The following is a 14,617-nucleotide window of genomic DNA, read 5'->3' as shown; positions in this document are numbered from 1 at the left end:
CGTCGGCCGCCGGCGGACGTCGGTACACACCAACTGCCTTACGGCTGAGTCACATTACGCCTCATTGCGCGCAAGAACCTTGAATCACCCCAGCGAAGTGGAGTAGACGACACTCATGGCCGAACACGACGCCGCATACGATTACGTCGTCGTCGGGGGCGGCACCGCGGGATCGGTGATCGCCTCCCGGCTCACCGAGGACCCGGACGTCACCGTCGCCGTCATCGAGGGAGGGCCGTCCGACATCGACCGGCCCGACGTGCTGACCCTCCGGCGCTGGATGGGGCTGCTGGGCGGCGAGCTGGACTACGACTACCCGACGACCGAGCAGCCGCGCGGCAACTCCCACATCCGGCACAGCCGCGCACGGGTGCTCGGCGGCTGCTCCTCGCACAACACCCTGATCGCCTTCAAGCCGCTGCCCTCCGACTGGGACGAGTGGGCGGCGGCCGGGGCCGACGGCTGGGACGCGGCGTCCATGGAGCCGTACTTCGGGCGGTTGCGCAACAACATCGTTCCGGTGGACGAGCAGGACCGTAACCCCATCGCCCGCGACTTCGTCGACGCGGCGCAGGCGGCGCTCGGCGTCCCCCGCGTCGAGGGCTTCAACAAGAAGCCCTTCCACGAGGGCGCCGGATTCTTCGACCTCGCCTACCACCCGGAGAACAACAAGCGGTCGTCCGCCTCGGTGGCGTATCTGCACCCCTTCCTGGACCGCCCCAACCTCCGCCTGCTGCTGGAGACCTGGGCGTACCGGCTGGAGCTGGACGGCACCCGCGCGACCGGCGTGCGCGTACGGGCGGCGGACGGTACGGAGTCGTACGTACGCGCCCGGCGCGAAGTCCTCGTCTGCGCCGGCGCCGTCGACACACCCCGGCTGCTCCTGCACTCCGGCATCGGGCCGCGCGCCGATCTGGAGGCGCTCGGCATCCCCGTCACGCACGACCTGCCGGGCGTCGGGGAGAACCTCCTCGACCACCCCGAGTCGGTCATCGTCTGGGAGACCGACGGGCCGATCCCCGAGAACTCGGCGATGGACTCCGACGCGGGCCTCTTCGTCCGGCGCGACCCGGACGTCCACGGCCCGGACCTGATGTTCCACTTCTACCAGATCCCGTTCACCGACAATCCCGAGCGCCTGGGCTACGAACGCCCCGCCCACGGCGTCTCGATGACACCGAACATCCCCAAGCCCCGCAGCCGCGGCCGGCTCTTCCTCACCAGCGCGGATCCCGAGGTCAAACCGGCCCTGGACTTCCGGTACTTCACCGACGAGGACGACTACGACGGCCGCACCCTCGTGGACGGCATCAGGATCGCCCGGCGGATCGCCGCCGCCGAACCGCTCGCCGACTGGCTGACCCGGGAGGTCTGTCCGGGCCCGGACATCACCTCCGACGAGGAGCTGAGCGAGTACGCCCGCAGATGCGCCCACACGGTCTACCACCCCGCCGGCACCTGCCGGATGGGCGCCACCGACGACGAACAGGCCGTGGTGGCACCGGATCTGACGATCCGTGGACTGAGGGGCATCCGAATCGCCGACGCCTCCGTCTTCCCCACCATCCCGGCCGTGAATCCGATGATCGGGGTCCTGATGGTCGGCGAGAAATGCGCCGAACTGCTCACCGCGACAGCCAACACAACCGCACCGGGAGGTGATGCGTGATGACCGCCACCGAACCGGTCTTCTCCGTACGCGATCTGTGGAAGGTCTTCGGACCCAAGGCCGACCGAATACCGGGCAACGCGGAGTACGCGGCCTTGTCCGCCGAGGAGTTGAGGGCACGCACCGGCTGCACGGCGGCCGTCCGCGATGTCTCCTTCGACGTGCACAAGGGCGAGGTCTTCGTCGTCATGGGCCTCTCCGGCTCGGGCAAGTCGACCCTCGTACGCTGTCTGACCCGGCTCATCGAGCCGACCAGCGGACAGCTGGCCATGGACGGCGAGGACGTCATCGCCATGGACAAGAACCGGCTGCGCGAACTGCGCAGGCACCGCGCCGCGATGGTCTTCCAGCACTTCGGTCTGCTGCCGCACCGCTCCGTGCTCGACAACGTCGCCTACGGCCTGGAGATCCAGGGCATGCCACGGGCCGAGCGCCGGGCGAAGGCCGCCGAGGTCGCCGCCCTGGTCGGCCTCGAAGGTCTGGAGGAACGGCGCCCCGGCCAGCTGTCCGGCGGCCAGCAGCAACGCGTCGGTCTCGCCCGCGCGCTCGCCGTGGATCCCCAGGTTCTGCTGTTCGACGAGCCGTTCAGCGCGCTCGACCCGCTGATCCGCCGCGACATGCAGGAAGAGGTCATCCGGCTGCACCGTGAGGAGGGCCGCACGATGGTCTTCATCACCCACGACCTCAACGAGGCCCTGCGCCTCGGCGACCGCATCGCGCTGATGCGCGACGGCGGGATCGTGCAGCTCGGCACCCCGGAGGAGATCGTCGCCAACCCGGCCGACGACTACGTACGCGACTTCGTCCGCGACGTCCCGCGCGAGCAGGTCATCTCCGTACGCCGCGCCATGCGTCCCGCGCGGGACGGCGAGAGCGAGTCGGGCGTCGTGCTGGGGCCGGACACGCTGGTCTCCGACGCGATCGAGGCCGTCGCGCGCAGCGGCGACTACTGCCGGGTCGTGGACGACGGCCGGACGCTCGGCGTCGTCGGCTACGAGGAACTGCTGGCCGTCGTCGCGGGGCTGGACGACGACGCCGAACCCAAGGAGGTGGCGGCGGTATGAGCGCCGCTCCCAACCCGGTGTCCGAGAAGACCGACCGGGCCGCGCGGGACACGCGCGGTGGCCTGGACGACGTACGTACGAGCAAGACCGGCCCGTCCGACGACGGCGTCCCCGGCCCCTGGTCCCGCCTCGCGGGCAACCCCCGCGCGATGCTGCTCGTCGCCGCCGTCCTCGTCGCGATCGTCAGCGCGGCCGTCGGCGGAAGCGGAGCCTGGCCCGCCGATCTGACCGTCGACGTACGCTCGCCGCTCGACGACCTCAACCGCTGGCTCGTCGACAACCGCACCACACACCCCCTCTTCCTCTACTTCCTCCTGCACATCAGCAACTCCGCCGAGAGCTCCGTCGACGGCGTACTCAGCGTGCTGGAGAGCCTCGGCTTCATCGGCGTGACGGTGGCCGCCGTACTGATCGCCTGGTACGCGGGCGGCGCCGGCCTGCGTCGCCGCGCACTGCGCACCGCCGCCACCGCGCTCGCCACCTTCGCGGTGATCGGGCTGCTCGGCATGTGGGAACCGGCGATGGAGACGCTGGCGCTGATGGTCGTCGCCGTCACCGTCTCGGCCGTCGTCGGCGCGCTGCTCGGGCTCGCCGCCGGGCTGTCCGACCGCTGCCAGCGCGTGCTGCGGCCGGTCTTCGACACCATGCAGGTGCTGCCCGCCTTCTCGTACCTGCTGCCGTTCGTCCTGCTCTTCGACATCGGCATCCCGTCCGTCTTCGTCGCGACCGTCATCTACGCGGCCCCGCCGATGGCCCGGCTGACCGCGCTCGGGCTGCGCGGCGCGGACGCGGCGGCGCTGGAGGCGTCCGCCTCGCTCGGCGCCAGTTCCTGGCAGCGGCTGATGACGGCCAGGCTGCCGCTCGCCCGCAAGCAGATGCTCCTCGGCCTCAATCAGACGATCATGATGTGTCTGTCGATGGTCGTCCTCGCGTCGATGATCGGCGCGGGCGGGCTCGGCGACGAGATCTTCACAGCGCTCTCCACCGTCGATGTCGGCCTCGCGCTGCCCGCCGGAATCGCCGTCGTCCTGCTCGCGATCTGGCTGGACCGTACGACGGCGGCGGCCGGCGAGCAGCTCGAAGACCCCGACGCCGGTCAGCGCGCCACGTGGTACGTGCTCTGGCCCGGCGTCGTCGCGGCCGTCGCGGGTGGCGCGGTGCTCGGAGCCGTACTCGGCCGCAAGGAGTGGCCCGAGGCCTGGACCGTCTCGATCAGCGAACCGGTCAATACCGTCGTCGACTGGATCGAGCGCGAACTCGGCTCCGGCGTACCGGTGTTGGGTGGCACCCTCACCTGGTCCGAAGGGTTCGCGAGCTGGGTCATCAACCCGGTGCGCGACGCGCTGCTGGCCACGCCCTGGTGGGCGCTGCTGCTCGTCGCCGGTGTGCTGGCACTGCGGACCGGCTGGCAGGCCGTCGTCACCGTGGTGCTGTCGCTGGCCGCGATCGGCGCGATGGGTCTGTGGGACCGCTCGCTCGACACGCTCTCCCAGGTCCTCGCCGCGCTCGTGGTGACCCTGCTGCTCGGCTTCGCCATCGGCATCCTCGCGGCGCGCGTCGAGAGGGTCGAGCGGGTGATCAGGCCGGTCCTCGACATCATGCAGACGATGCCGCAGTTCATCTATCTGATCCCGGTGATCGCGCTGTTCAGCGGCGGCCGTACGGCGGCCGTCGCCGCGGCCGTCGTCTACGCCCTGCCCGCCGTCGTACGCATCACCACCCAGGGAATCCGGCAGATCGACCCCTCCGCCCTGGAGGCGGCGCGTTCACTCGGCGCCGGTACGGGGCAGCAACTGCGCCAGGTCCAGCTGCCGTTGGCCCGGCCCGCCCTTCAACTCGCCGTCAATCAGGGCGTGGTGCTGGTCCTGGCCATCGTCGTCATCGGCGGCATGATCGGTGGCGGCGCGCTCGGCGTCGACGTGGTGAAGGGCCTGGCCAAGGGCGATCTGGGGCTCGGTATGACGGCCGGGATCGCGATCGTCTGCCTCGGCCTGCTGCTGGACCGGATCTCGCAGCCGAGCGTGGCGGCGAAGGAACGCGCCCTGGTGTGAGCCGAACACAACTGAAGACAACCGAAACCGCGAGAGAGAGAACCACGACGTGACCCAAAGCAAGCGGATACGCACCACCCTGGTCGCCGGAGCCGGCGCGCTCGGCATGCTCGCCCTCAGCGCGTGCGCTGCCGAGACCGAGTCGGCGTCCGCGTCCGACGAGGTCACCCTGACCGTCCCCTCCTGGGTCGGCGCGCGTGCCAACGCCGAGGTCGCCAAGGTGATCATGGAGCAGGAACTGGACGTCAAGGTCGAGCTCCAGCAGCTCGACGAGCCGGTCGCCTTCGACGCGCTCAACAACGGCAAGGCCGACGCGATCCTGGAGGACTGGGGCGGCTCGCCGAAGAAGGAAAAGCTCTACATCGAGGACAAGAAGACCATCGTCAAGGGCGGCGACCTCGGTGTCGTCGGCCACATCGGCTGGTTCGTCCCGAAGTACTACGCGGACGCGAACCCCGAAGTCACGGACGCCAAGAACCTCAACAAGTTCACCAAGGACTTCCGCTCCGCGAACAGCGGCGACATGGGCGAGTTCCTGGGCGCGGCGCCCTCGTACACGACGTACGACGAGCACCTGGTCAAGAACCTCAAGCTGAATCTCAAGATCAAGGAGACCGGCAACGAGGCCGCCCAGATCAAGGAGATCCAGCAGAAGTACCGCGACAAGGAGCCCTTCATCACCTACTGGTGGGACCCGCAGTGGCTCAATGCTGACATCGACCTGGTCGAGGTGAAGCTGCCCGCGTACGAGGAGGGCTGCAACGTCCCGGAGACGGCGACGGACTGCGCGTACGCCAACACCCCGCTCCAGAAGTACCTCAACGCGGACTTCGCGAAGGACGGCGGTGACGCCGCCGAGTTCATCAAGAACTTCAAGTGGAGCACCGAGGAGCAGAACGCGGTCGCCAAGGCGATCGCGAAGGACAAGATGAGCGGCCCGGACGCGGCCGAGAAGTGGGTCAAGGAGAACAAGTCGACGTGGGAGGCCTGGCTCCCGAAGAAGTAGCCCCCACTCCGCTGGTCGTCTCACGCCGGTGGACGGCCCGGAGCCCTCATCGGCTCCGGGCCGTCCGGCCGCGCGTACATACCTCAGAAGTGGCTCAACTCCCTTGAGGCGGGCGGCCGGGGGCGGCGAGTATCCGGGAATGACGCTATTCGGACAGAAGAAGCAGGAGTTCGCCGTACTCGTCGTGCGCGACGCCGACGAGGTCGCCGAGGCCGTGGACAACGCGCTGAAGACCGCGGGACCCGAGGAGCGGCCGGGCCTGGAGCGGGCCGCCGCGCTGCTCGCCGCCGCGCGGGAGGCCACCGACGGTGAGCTGCGCGGGAGTTGGGCGCGCCGGCAGATCGCCGAGGCCGGGGTGGAGGGGCCCGCTGACTCGGTGCGGGCGGTGAAGGCGCTCCGCGAGGCGGAGCCGGGGCTGAGCCGGGGCTGAGCCTTCTCCAGGCGGTGCGGCTGTCGAAGGAGGCCGCCGCGCTGGAGGACGAAGAGGGCCGGGGCCGTACCGCCTGAGCGGGGAGCGTTACGCCGACTCCCGCACCACCAGCGTCGGCGTGAAGATCATCGACGGCAGCGGATCGCCCGGCGCGGCGATCTGCTTCAGCAGCAGCCTGGCCATCTCCGAGGACATCTCCTCGACCGGCTGACGCACGGTCGTCAGCGCCGGATCACAGGTCAGCGCCGCGTTGCTGTCGTCGAAGCCCACCACGGCCACCTCGTCGGGCACCTGTCTGCCCGCCCGAAGCAGTACCGGCAGCGCGCCCAGCGCCATCAGGTCGGAGGCGATGAACACCCCGTCCAGGTCCGGGTGTTCGGCCAGCAGACGCCGCATCGCCGCCGCGCCGCCCGTGTGGGTGAAGTCGCCCTCCGCGACCGCGACGTCCTCGATCCCGTACGCGGCCATCGCCGCCCGGAAACCTTCGAGCCGTTCCTGCCCCGCCGGCATATCCTGCGGCCCCGCGACCGTACCGATCCTGCGCCGCCCCAGCCCCGCCAGATGCCCGGCGGCCAGCCGCGCGCCCGCGGCCTGGTCCGCCTCGACGTAGGTGAGGGGCGACGGCTGTCCGGGCCGGCCCGCCAGGACGGCGGGCAGCCGCGTCTCCTGGACCAGCCGGGGCAGCGGATCACCGGCGTGCGATGAGATCAGCACGATGCCGTCCACATGGCCCTGGCGCAGATACGAGAGCAACTGCTCGCGCGAGGCCGCGTCGTCCGCCAGCATCAGCACCATCTGCACACCGGCCGGCCGCAGCACGTCCAGCAGCCCGCCCACGACCCGGCCGAAGTACGGGTCCGAGAACATCCGGCCCACGAACGGCTCGGCCACCGGCCGCCGTTCCTGCTCGGAGACCACCAGCGCGATCGAGTCGGTGCGGCGGGTCACCAGGGACCGCGCGGCGCGGTTGGGGACGTAGTGCGTCGTGGCGATCGCCTCCTCGACGACCGTGCGCAGCGCCGGATCCACCGTCGTCGCTCCGTTGATCACGCGGGACACCGTGGCTCGTGAGACGCCTGCGACAGCGGCCACGTCCTCCAGGGTCGGGCGCGCGGGCGGGGAGACGTCGGCAGTCATGCAGCCTTTATACCGGTTGGTACTCGACGCGCGGAGTGGGGCCTCGGGCAGCCCGAGCCCGTTCTACGTGGCGATGCGCCTCAGCCCGTCGAGCTCGCCCTCCCTCGCCTCGACGAGCGCGGCGGCGAGCTTCTTGGCCGCCGCCTCGCTGCCCGCGTCGACCTCGGAGCGCGACACATGCGCGGACTGCTCCAGATGTTCGCGGATCTGGACCACGAAGACCTTCTCGAAGGCGGCGCCTTCGGCGGCACGCGCCTGAGTGAGATCGCCGGGCGTGACCATGCCCGGCATCTCATGGCCCTCGTGCACATTCGTGGACGGCAGGCCCAGCTCCTTCAACAGCGCCCGCATACGGCCGAGTTCGGCGCGGTGGGCGTCGGCGAGGTCCTTCGCCCAGCTCCGCAGACGGGGGTCGGTGGAGCGGTCGGCGGCCATCGTCAGGAGTTCGACCGCGCCCTCGTTCATGGGGGTCATGAGCTGGACCCACGCGGCGTCGGTGGCACCGGACAGGGTCGGGACCGAAGTGGGCTGTGTGGCCCCCGGACGCACGGGAGTTGAGGCCGCGGGTGGCTCTCTGTCCACCGACGGGGTGGACGAGCAGCCCGTCACCGTCAGGAGGGCGAGGAACGTCGCCGCCGTACCGCGTACCGCCTTCATGGAGAGTCCTTGGGGGGGAGGGGACGGGCTCGGTGCCCGCCCGGGGCCGTGCGGCCCCGGGCGGGCACCGGGCGTGGTCCGGTCAGGAAGGCCGGCCGTCGGCACCGCACTTGATGATGGGACGGATGCAGTCACGTACGCGCCGCTCCATCTCCGCCACGGGCCAGACGTTGAAGAAGTCGCCGTGCATCGTGTAGCCCCGGCCCGACGCGAGCTTGAGCCGCGCCGGATCGCCGTTGACCGGATACCTCAGCACCTGCCGCAGCTTCGGCACCGGCACCGGGTGGGTCGACGGGCACGCGCCCGCCACCGGGTACGACATATGGCTCTTGTGGTCGGCCGAGTCGAGGTCCCGGCCGTTCCAGCACTGCGGGAAGTCCAGATACGACTCCAGCATCGCCCCCGCCGGGCAGTTCACGAAGTCCGTCGACGGGTTGACCTCGCCGTGATGCAGACACGACCAGCGCGCCCGCGTGTTGTCGTTGGGGCCGGTCGCCTTGGCGTTGCCCGCCACGATCCGCAGTCCGTACGGCAGCGGCTGCGTCTGGGCGATGATGTCGTCGCGCACGCCTTCACCCAGGTAGTAGAAGGTGGTGCCGGTCGGCTCCACCTCCCGGGTGCCGTCGTACAGGGTCGGGACCCAGTACGACGAGAGGTCCGACTGCGGCGCGCAGGTGGTGCGCCCGCGCGCCAGGCTGTTGACGTCGGAGCGGGCGTTGGTCGTGTCGTTGCCGAAGAAGCTGTGCATGTGCGAGCCGCCGGGCAGCCCCGGGGCGACGATCGGGTCGTCCGGGAGGCGGTGGCTGTACGGACATTCGGCGAGGAATTCCGACACCCGGACGACGGCGGCGCCCTTGGTGCCGGACTGGGCGTTCTCGGCGGAGACCGATGCGGTGTTCGCGCTGCTCATGTTGGCCTGGAGCAGCGAGGCGGTGAGCGCGACGAGGGCCAGGGCGACCACCCGCCGGCGCCAGGACGCCAGTCCCGTTCGGAGGGGTGAGGCGATGCGGGAGGCGCGGGGGGTGCGGGGGGTGCGGCTGGGTCTGTGGAGCACGGCACTCCAATCGGAGGAATTGGGGAGTTCCTTGTGGTGTCAGAGAGCGCTCTCTGGCCGTGAACGTAAGAGCGGGCCGCAGGGGTGTCAATAGATGCGGCAAGGTCGGTCAAGTAGCGGCAAACTCAGGCGAGTTGATGGAGGTTGAGGTTGGAGAGCGCTCTCTTGGTCGGCCCGTCCGAGATGGGGGATATGGGCCGGTGCCGGACGCGCCGAATCCCCGGCGGGCCGGTGCCCTGCCGGGGATCCGCCACGTCCGGTGCCGCGTCAGGCGCGCAGTCGGGCCGCGCCCTCCCGTACCGCCGCCATCGCCTGCCGCTGGAGCCCCGGACCGAAGGTGATGCGCGTGGCGCCCAGCCTGCCCAGCTCCGACAGTTCCACCGCACCGCCCGGCGCCGACCCGACGTTGACCGGGCCGTCGATCCCCGCCCGGAGCGCCGGGATCGCCTCGGACGGGGCGCCGATCGGGTACACGCAGTCCGCGCCGGCGGCGACGTACAGACGGGCGCGGGCGATCGCCTCCGCCGAGTCGCTCACGCCACGGATGAACGTGTCGACGCGGGCGTTGAGGAACAGCCGGTCCCCGGCCGCCGCGCGAACCTCCGCCAGCCAGTCGGCGTGCCGCCGCGGGTCCTTTAGGCCGCCCTTGGACGAGTCCTCCAGGTTGCAGCCCACGGCGCCCGTGTCGAGGAGGCGGGCGACCAGTTCGGCCGGCGCCAGCCCGTAACCGTCCTCGATGTCGGCGCTGACGGGCACGGGCGTCTCACCGCTGGAGACGGCCCGCACGATACGGGCCACCGCGGCGAACATCTCGTCCGGCGGGGTGGCGCCGTCCTCGTACCCGAGCGACGCGGCGACCCCCGCGCTCGGCGTGGCGAGCGCGGGGAACCCGGCCTCCACGAAGACGCGGGCGCTGCCCGCGTCCCAAGGCCCCGGCAGTATGAGCGGGTCTTCGGCGGCACGGTCGTGATGCAGAGCGCGGAAGGTCGTCAAGAGCGTCATGGCTGAATCAGGTTCCCGGTGAGGAGGGCGTGCGCGGCGCGGGCGTCTGGGGGGTCTGTCCGCGCGAGGGCGGACGCGAGGGCGGACGGGAGGGTTATTTCCTGGCGCTCTTCGGCGCGTAGTAGCCGGGGGGAGTCCTCGTAGAGACTCCGAAGCGGTTCCAGGCGTTGATGACCGTGATCGCGGAGATCAGATAGGCGAGTTCGGTCTCGTCGAAGTATGCCGCCGCCCGCCCGTACACCTCGTCAGGCACGAAGCCGTCCGTCAGCACGGTGACCGCCTCGGTCAGCTCGAACGCCGCGATCTCCTTCGCCGAGTAGAAGTGCCGCGACTCCTCCCACGCGCTGAGCTGGACGATCCGCTCCACCGACTCCCCGGCGGCGAGCGCTTCCTTCGTGTGCATGTCCAGGCAGACGGAGCAGTGGTTGATCTGCGACGCGCGGATCTTCACCAGCTCGTACAGCACGGGATCGATGCCCTGCCGGACCGCCTGCTCAAGTCCGGACATCGCTCGGTAGATGTCGGGCGCGACGCTCGCCCAGGCCATGCGGGGCTCGTGCACGGGGAGGCGGTCATGGGAGTGCGGGTGGGTGGGGGCGGTGGCGGTCGCGGTTGCGGTGGGGTGCGGGTCGGTCGCGTTGGTCGCGTTGGTCGTCATGCGTACGACGCTACGCGCGGGATGGCGCAGCGGTATGGTCCATTCTCATGCCGGAATCGTGGGCCAATGTGCCACGCGGTGAGGGGCTGACCGCCCCGGGGACAGAGCGGGCCGAACGCGCCGAGCGGCAGGTCGGAGCAGTCACGGTCAGAGCGGTCACGGTCGGAGCGGTCACGGTCGGAGCGGTCACGGTCGGCGCCGATCTCCATCTTGAGCTGCGCGGCTCCGGGCTCCGTGCGGGGCTGATGGACGCCCTGCGTGAAGCCGTACGGACGGGGAGGCTCGCCCCCGAAACCCGGCTGCCCTCGTCCCGTACGCTCGCCGCCGATCTGGGCATCGCGTGCAACACCGTCGCCGACGCGTACGCCGAACTCGTCGCCGAAGGCTGGCTCACCGCGCGGCAGGGGTCGCGGACGCGGGTCGCGCGGCGGGCCGCGCCGCGCACGCGGGCGCCGGGCGGCTCGCCGGCCCGGCCGGTCCACGGGAGGCCCACGCACAATCTGCGGGCCGGGTCGCCCGACCTCGGCTCGTTTCCGCGCGGCGAATGGCTCGGCGCTTCGCGCCGGGCGCTGACCGCCGCGTCGCACGAGGCTTTCGACTACGGCGAGCAGAGCGGGCGTGTCGAACTGCGTACCGTCCTCGCCGACTACCTGGCCCGCACGCGCGGCGTGTACGCCGACCCGGAGCGGGTCGTCCTCTCCTCCGGGTTCGTCCACGGTCTGACGCTGATGGCCCAGGTCCTCGCGGCCCGCCGGGGGAGTGCGGTGGGAGGGGACCGGGGGAGAACCGCGGCCCGACCCGTGGGGCGGGCGCGGGGGGTGGCACGGGCGGTGGCCGTGGAGTCGTACGGGCTCGACCTCCACCGGGACATCCTGACGGCCGCCGGGCTGCGTACGCCCGCGCTGCCGATCGACCAACTCGGCACGCGCACCGAGGAGTTGGCGTCCGAGCAGGGAGAGCTGCGGGGCGTCGACGCGGTGCTGACGACTCCGGCACACCAGTTCCCGACCGGTGCCGCGCTCCACCCGGACCGGCGTGCGGCGGTGGTGGACTGGGCGCGGGGCGCGGGCGGGCTGATCCTGGAGGACGACTACGACGGGGAGTTCCGCTACGACCGTCAGCCCGTCGGGGCGCTCCAGGGGCTGGACCCGGAACGGGTCGTCTACCTGGGCACGGCGAGCAAGTCCCTCGCGCCGGGGCTGCGGCTCGCGTGGATGGTGCTGCCCGAAGCACTGGTGGGGGAGGTGATCAGGGCGTCGGCTTCGGGGTGGCCGCCTCAAGCGCGTCGACGCTGCCCGACATGATCGTGCGCAGGTGGGTGGTGATGTGGTCGAGGGGCCAGTCCCACCAGGCGATCGTCAGCAGCCGGTCGACGTCCGCGTCGTCGTAACGGCGGCGGATGAGCCTGGCCGGGTTGCCGCCGACGATGCCGTAGTCCGGTACGTCGTCGACGACGACCGCCCCCGAGGCGATCACCGCTCCATGGCCGATCCGGACACCGGGCATGACCATGCTGCGGTAGCCGAACCAGACGTCGTTGCCCACCACCGTGTCACCCCGGCCGGGCAGTCCGGTGATGAGATCGAAGTGCTCGCTCCACGAACCGCCCATGATCGGGAAGGGGAACGTCGACGGGCCGTCCATCCGGTGATTGGCGCCGTTCATGATGAACCGCACCCCTTCGCCCAGCGCGCAGTACTTCCCGATGACCAGCTTCTCCGGCCCGTAGTGGTACAGCACGTTCTTCGTCTCGAACGCCGTCGGCTCGTCCGGGTCGTCGTAGTACGAGAAGTCCCCGGCCTCGATCAACTCGGATGTGATCAGCGGTTTCAGCAGCACCACCCGTGACTGGCCGGGCATCGGGTGGAGCACGGTCGGATCGGCGGGGCGGCCGGGTACAGCGGGCATGGCGAATCGTTCTCCTCGTGTATGGCGAGCCTCCGCATCCTGCCCGAGCGGTGATCGCGACGACACCGATTTTCCTCGCCCTCACCGCACCGGCCCTCCCTGAGCAGGCCTCTGAATGTGAGTACGGCAGATCGTTCCAAACAGAGCAAATGGCATGTACTTGAGGAGAGTTCATGGACCGCCTGGTCCGTGCGGAGGCCAGGCATCTAATGTGTGCGGCGAGCACGGGACTGGCAGGCCGAAGGATCGGCCGGCAGACGGGGGAGGACAGTGCCATGGCGGCAACGAAACAACGCAGGCTGCGGTCGAGCACGGTGGTGCTCGGCGGCATGGGGATACTCGCACTGACGATCACTTCCTGTAGTTCGGAACCGGACCGTCGCTGCGCCGACCGGAACACCTATGAGGAACTCTCCAGCTCCGACTGCGACAGCAACGGCACCGGCGCGTACTACTACGGCGGCAAGAGCACCAAGGGCCTTGTCCACGACGGCAGTTTCGACAAGTCGGCGGTCGACCGCGGCGGCTTCGGCTGCTCGGGCACCGGCGGCGGCTGAGCGGGGCGTCGGCGCGCCATGATGGAACGTCGGACCATAGAGCCACGCCCCGGCTGGCAGCAGACCGTCGAGGAGCAGGGCCTCGTCTATCCGCTCACCCGCTATCCGGACGACTCCCTGCGTCCGTACTGGGACGAGAGCGCTTACTACGTCTTCTCCCTTCCCGAGGTCGAGGCCCTCGAAGTCGTCGTCGAGGAACTTCACGCGATGTGCCTGGCCGCTGCCGAGCACATCGTGAAATACGACCGCTTCGCCGATCTCGGTATCACCGACCCCCGACTGGCCGCGCTGGTCGCCGAGTCCTGGCGCCGCCGGAGCGAACTGCCCTCCATCTATGGCCGGTTCGACCTCCGCTACGACGGCACAGGCCCGGCGAAGATGCTGGAGTACAACGCCGACACCCCCACCTCCCTGGTCGAGGCCGCCAGCCCCCAGTGGTTCTGGATGGAGGAGCGTTTCCCCGGCGCCGACCAGTGGAACTCCCTCCATGAACGGCTCATCGAAGCCTGGCGCAGCCAGGCACACCTCCTCCCTCCGGGACCCCTGCACTTCGCCCACTCCGACGGCGACGAGCTGGGCGAGGACCTGATGACCGTCGCCTATCTCCGCGAGACGGCCCAGCAGGCGGGTCTCGACACCGAGGCCCTGTCCGTCGAACAGATCGGCTGGGACAAGCTGACCGGCCGCTTCGTCGACGAGCGGCTGCGCTTCATCCGCAGCTGCTTCAAGCTGTATCCGTGGGAGTGGCTGACCACGGACCGCTTCGGCCCCCAGGTCATCGACACGCTCGACAACGGCGGCGGTACCGGCAGCACCTGCTGGATAGAGCCCGCCTGGAAGATGCTGCTCTCCAACAAGGCGCTGCTGGCGATCCTCTGGGAGCTCAACCCGGAACACCCGAATCTGCTGCCCGCCTATCTCGACGGGCCGCGTGAACTCGCCCTCGACGGGGGTTATGTCTCCAAGCCCCTGCTCGGCCGCGAGGGTGCCGGAGTCACCGTCCACGAGCCGGGCCACGCCCCGGTCGTACGCCAAGAGGCCTGCTGCTACCAGGCGTTGGCGCCGCTGCCCGACTTCGACGGCAACCGCGTCGTGCTCGGTGCCTGGGTCGTCGAGAACGAGGCGGCGGGCCTCGGCATCCGCGAATCGTCTGGCTTGATCACGGACGAGTACGCCCGCTTCCTCCCGCACGTCATCCTCTAGGCCGGAGGGGCCGACCCCGCGAGCGAGAGGTGCGGCCGGTGGCGAGAGGTGCGGGCCAGTGGCCGACGGCGAGGACCGCCGGCCTCTGCTGCCCAAGTCCGAACGGACAGTTCCTAGCGGGTCAGGACCGTGCGCAGTTGGTCCAGGCCCCAGTCCAGGTCTTCCTTGCTGATCATCAGGGGTGGGGCGATGCGGATTGTCGAGCCGTGGGTGTCTTTCAC

At 70.4% G+C, this 14,617-nt stretch carries 13 protein-coding genes and 1 pseudogene; 8 read left to right on the top strand and 6 right to left on the bottom strand.

The genetic code is table 11. The features are described from left to right. Window positions 1-115: 115 nt before the first annotated feature. The 5 genes from ACIBBB_RS19145 (at window position 116) to ACIBBB_RS19125 (ending at window position 6,220) form a co-directional block, all read left to right on the top strand. A complete protein-coding gene (locus ACIBBB_RS19145; RefSeq protein WP_398983429.1) occupies window positions 116-1,669 on the top strand; it encodes a GMC family oxidoreductase in 1,554 nt (517 codons plus the stop codon). Continuing rightward, window positions 1,669-2,733 (top strand): glycine betaine/L-proline ABC transporter ATP-binding protein, encoded by a 1,065-nt coding sequence (locus ACIBBB_RS19140; RefSeq protein WP_398983427.1) that lies wholly within the window; start codon window positions 1,669-1,671, stop codon window positions 2,731-2,733. Before ACIBBB_RS19145 ends, ACIBBB_RS19140 begins: the two co-directional genes overlap by 1 nt. After that, entirely contained in the window at window positions 2,730-4,784 is a 2,055-nt protein-coding gene (locus ACIBBB_RS19135) for an ABC transporter permease (protein WP_398983425.1), read from the top strand. The genes ACIBBB_RS19140 and ACIBBB_RS19135 overlap by 4 nt, the downstream gene beginning before the upstream one ends. A 49-nt stretch (window positions 4,785-4,833) precedes the next feature. Continuing rightward, window positions 4,834-5,790 carry a glycine betaine ABC transporter substrate-binding protein gene (locus ACIBBB_RS19130; RefSeq protein ID WP_398983423.1) on the top strand — a complete coding sequence of 319 codons (957 nt, stop codon included), beginning with the start codon at window positions 4,834-4,836 and terminating at the stop codon, window positions 5,788-5,790. Between the two features lie 139 nt (window positions 5,791-5,929). Next, window positions 5,930-6,220, top strand: a complete 291-nt coding sequence (locus ACIBBB_RS19125; protein ID WP_398983421.1) for a hypothetical protein — start codon at window positions 5,930-5,932, stop codon at window positions 6,218-6,220. 87 nt (window positions 6,221-6,307) lie between these two features. On the opposite strand, the gene ACIBBB_RS19120 is transcribed toward ACIBBB_RS19125, so the two are convergent. The 5 genes from ACIBBB_RS19120 to ACIBBB_RS19100 form a co-directional block, all read right to left on the bottom strand. After that, window positions 6,308-7,357: a LacI family DNA-binding transcriptional regulator gene (locus tag ACIBBB_RS19120; protein WP_398983419.1), complete on the bottom strand. Its 1,050-nt coding sequence runs from the start codon at window positions 7,355-7,357 to the stop codon at window positions 6,308-6,310. A gap of 63 nt (window positions 7,358-7,420) precedes the next feature. Next, window positions 7,421-8,014, bottom strand: a complete 594-nt coding sequence (locus ACIBBB_RS19115) for a DUF305 domain-containing protein (protein WP_398983417.1) — start codon at window positions 8,012-8,014, stop codon at window positions 7,421-7,423. 82 nt (window positions 8,015-8,096) lie between these two features. Next, window positions 8,097-9,068, bottom strand: coding sequence for a DUF1996 domain-containing protein (locus ACIBBB_RS19110; RefSeq protein WP_398983415.1), 972 nt, complete (start codon window positions 9,066-9,068; stop codon window positions 8,097-8,099). 267 nt (window positions 9,069-9,335) lie between these two features. Beyond that, window positions 9,336-10,070, bottom strand: coding sequence for an isocitrate lyase/phosphoenolpyruvate mutase family protein (locus tag ACIBBB_RS19105; RefSeq protein ID WP_398983413.1), 735 nt, complete (start codon window positions 10,068-10,070; stop codon window positions 9,336-9,338). A 94-nt stretch (window positions 10,071-10,164) separates the two neighbouring features. Beyond that, the gene (locus ACIBBB_RS19100) at window positions 10,165-10,728 is read right to left on the bottom strand and encodes a carboxymuconolactone decarboxylase family protein (protein WP_398983411.1); all 564 of its coding nucleotides are present in this window, start codon (window positions 10,726-10,728) and stop codon (window positions 10,165-10,167) included. 245 nt (window positions 10,729-10,973) lie between these two features. On the opposite strand from ACIBBB_RS19100, the pseudogene ACIBBB_RS19095 reads away from it, so the two are divergent. Beyond that, window positions 10,974-11,999 (top strand): annotated as a pseudogene (locus ACIBBB_RS19095) (PLP-dependent aminotransferase family protein); the annotation flags it as partial. Here the strand turns inward: ACIBBB_RS19095 and ACIBBB_RS19090 are convergent. Continuing rightward, complete coding sequence (locus ACIBBB_RS19090; RefSeq protein ID WP_398983409.1) at window positions 11,977-12,636, bottom strand: CatB-related O-acetyltransferase; 660 nt, start codon at window positions 12,634-12,636, stop codon at window positions 11,977-11,979. The pseudogene ACIBBB_RS19095 and the gene ACIBBB_RS19090 sit on opposite strands and share 23 nt — an antisense overlap. 275 nt (window positions 12,637-12,911) lie before the next feature. Between ACIBBB_RS19090 and ACIBBB_RS19085 the strand changes: the two genes are divergently transcribed. Both ACIBBB_RS19085 and ACIBBB_RS19080 read left to right on the top strand, forming a co-directional pair. Further along, entirely contained in the window at window positions 12,912-13,193 is a 282-nt protein-coding gene (locus ACIBBB_RS19085; protein WP_398983407.1) for a hypothetical protein, read from the top strand. Between the two features lie 21 nt (window positions 13,194-13,214). Further along, the gene (locus tag ACIBBB_RS19080) at window positions 13,215-14,396 is read left to right on the top strand and encodes a glutathionylspermidine synthase family protein (protein ID WP_398983931.1); all 1,182 of its coding nucleotides are present in this window, start codon (window positions 13,215-13,217) and stop codon (window positions 14,394-14,396) included. Window positions 14,397-14,617: the final 221 nt, after the last annotated feature.

Source organism: Streptomyces sp. NPDC051217, from assembly GCF_044455465.1.
Taxonomy (GTDB): domain Bacteria; phylum Actinomycetota; class Actinomycetes; order Streptomycetales; family Streptomycetaceae; genus Streptomyces.
This window is presented reverse-complemented; position numbering and strand designations above follow the sequence as displayed.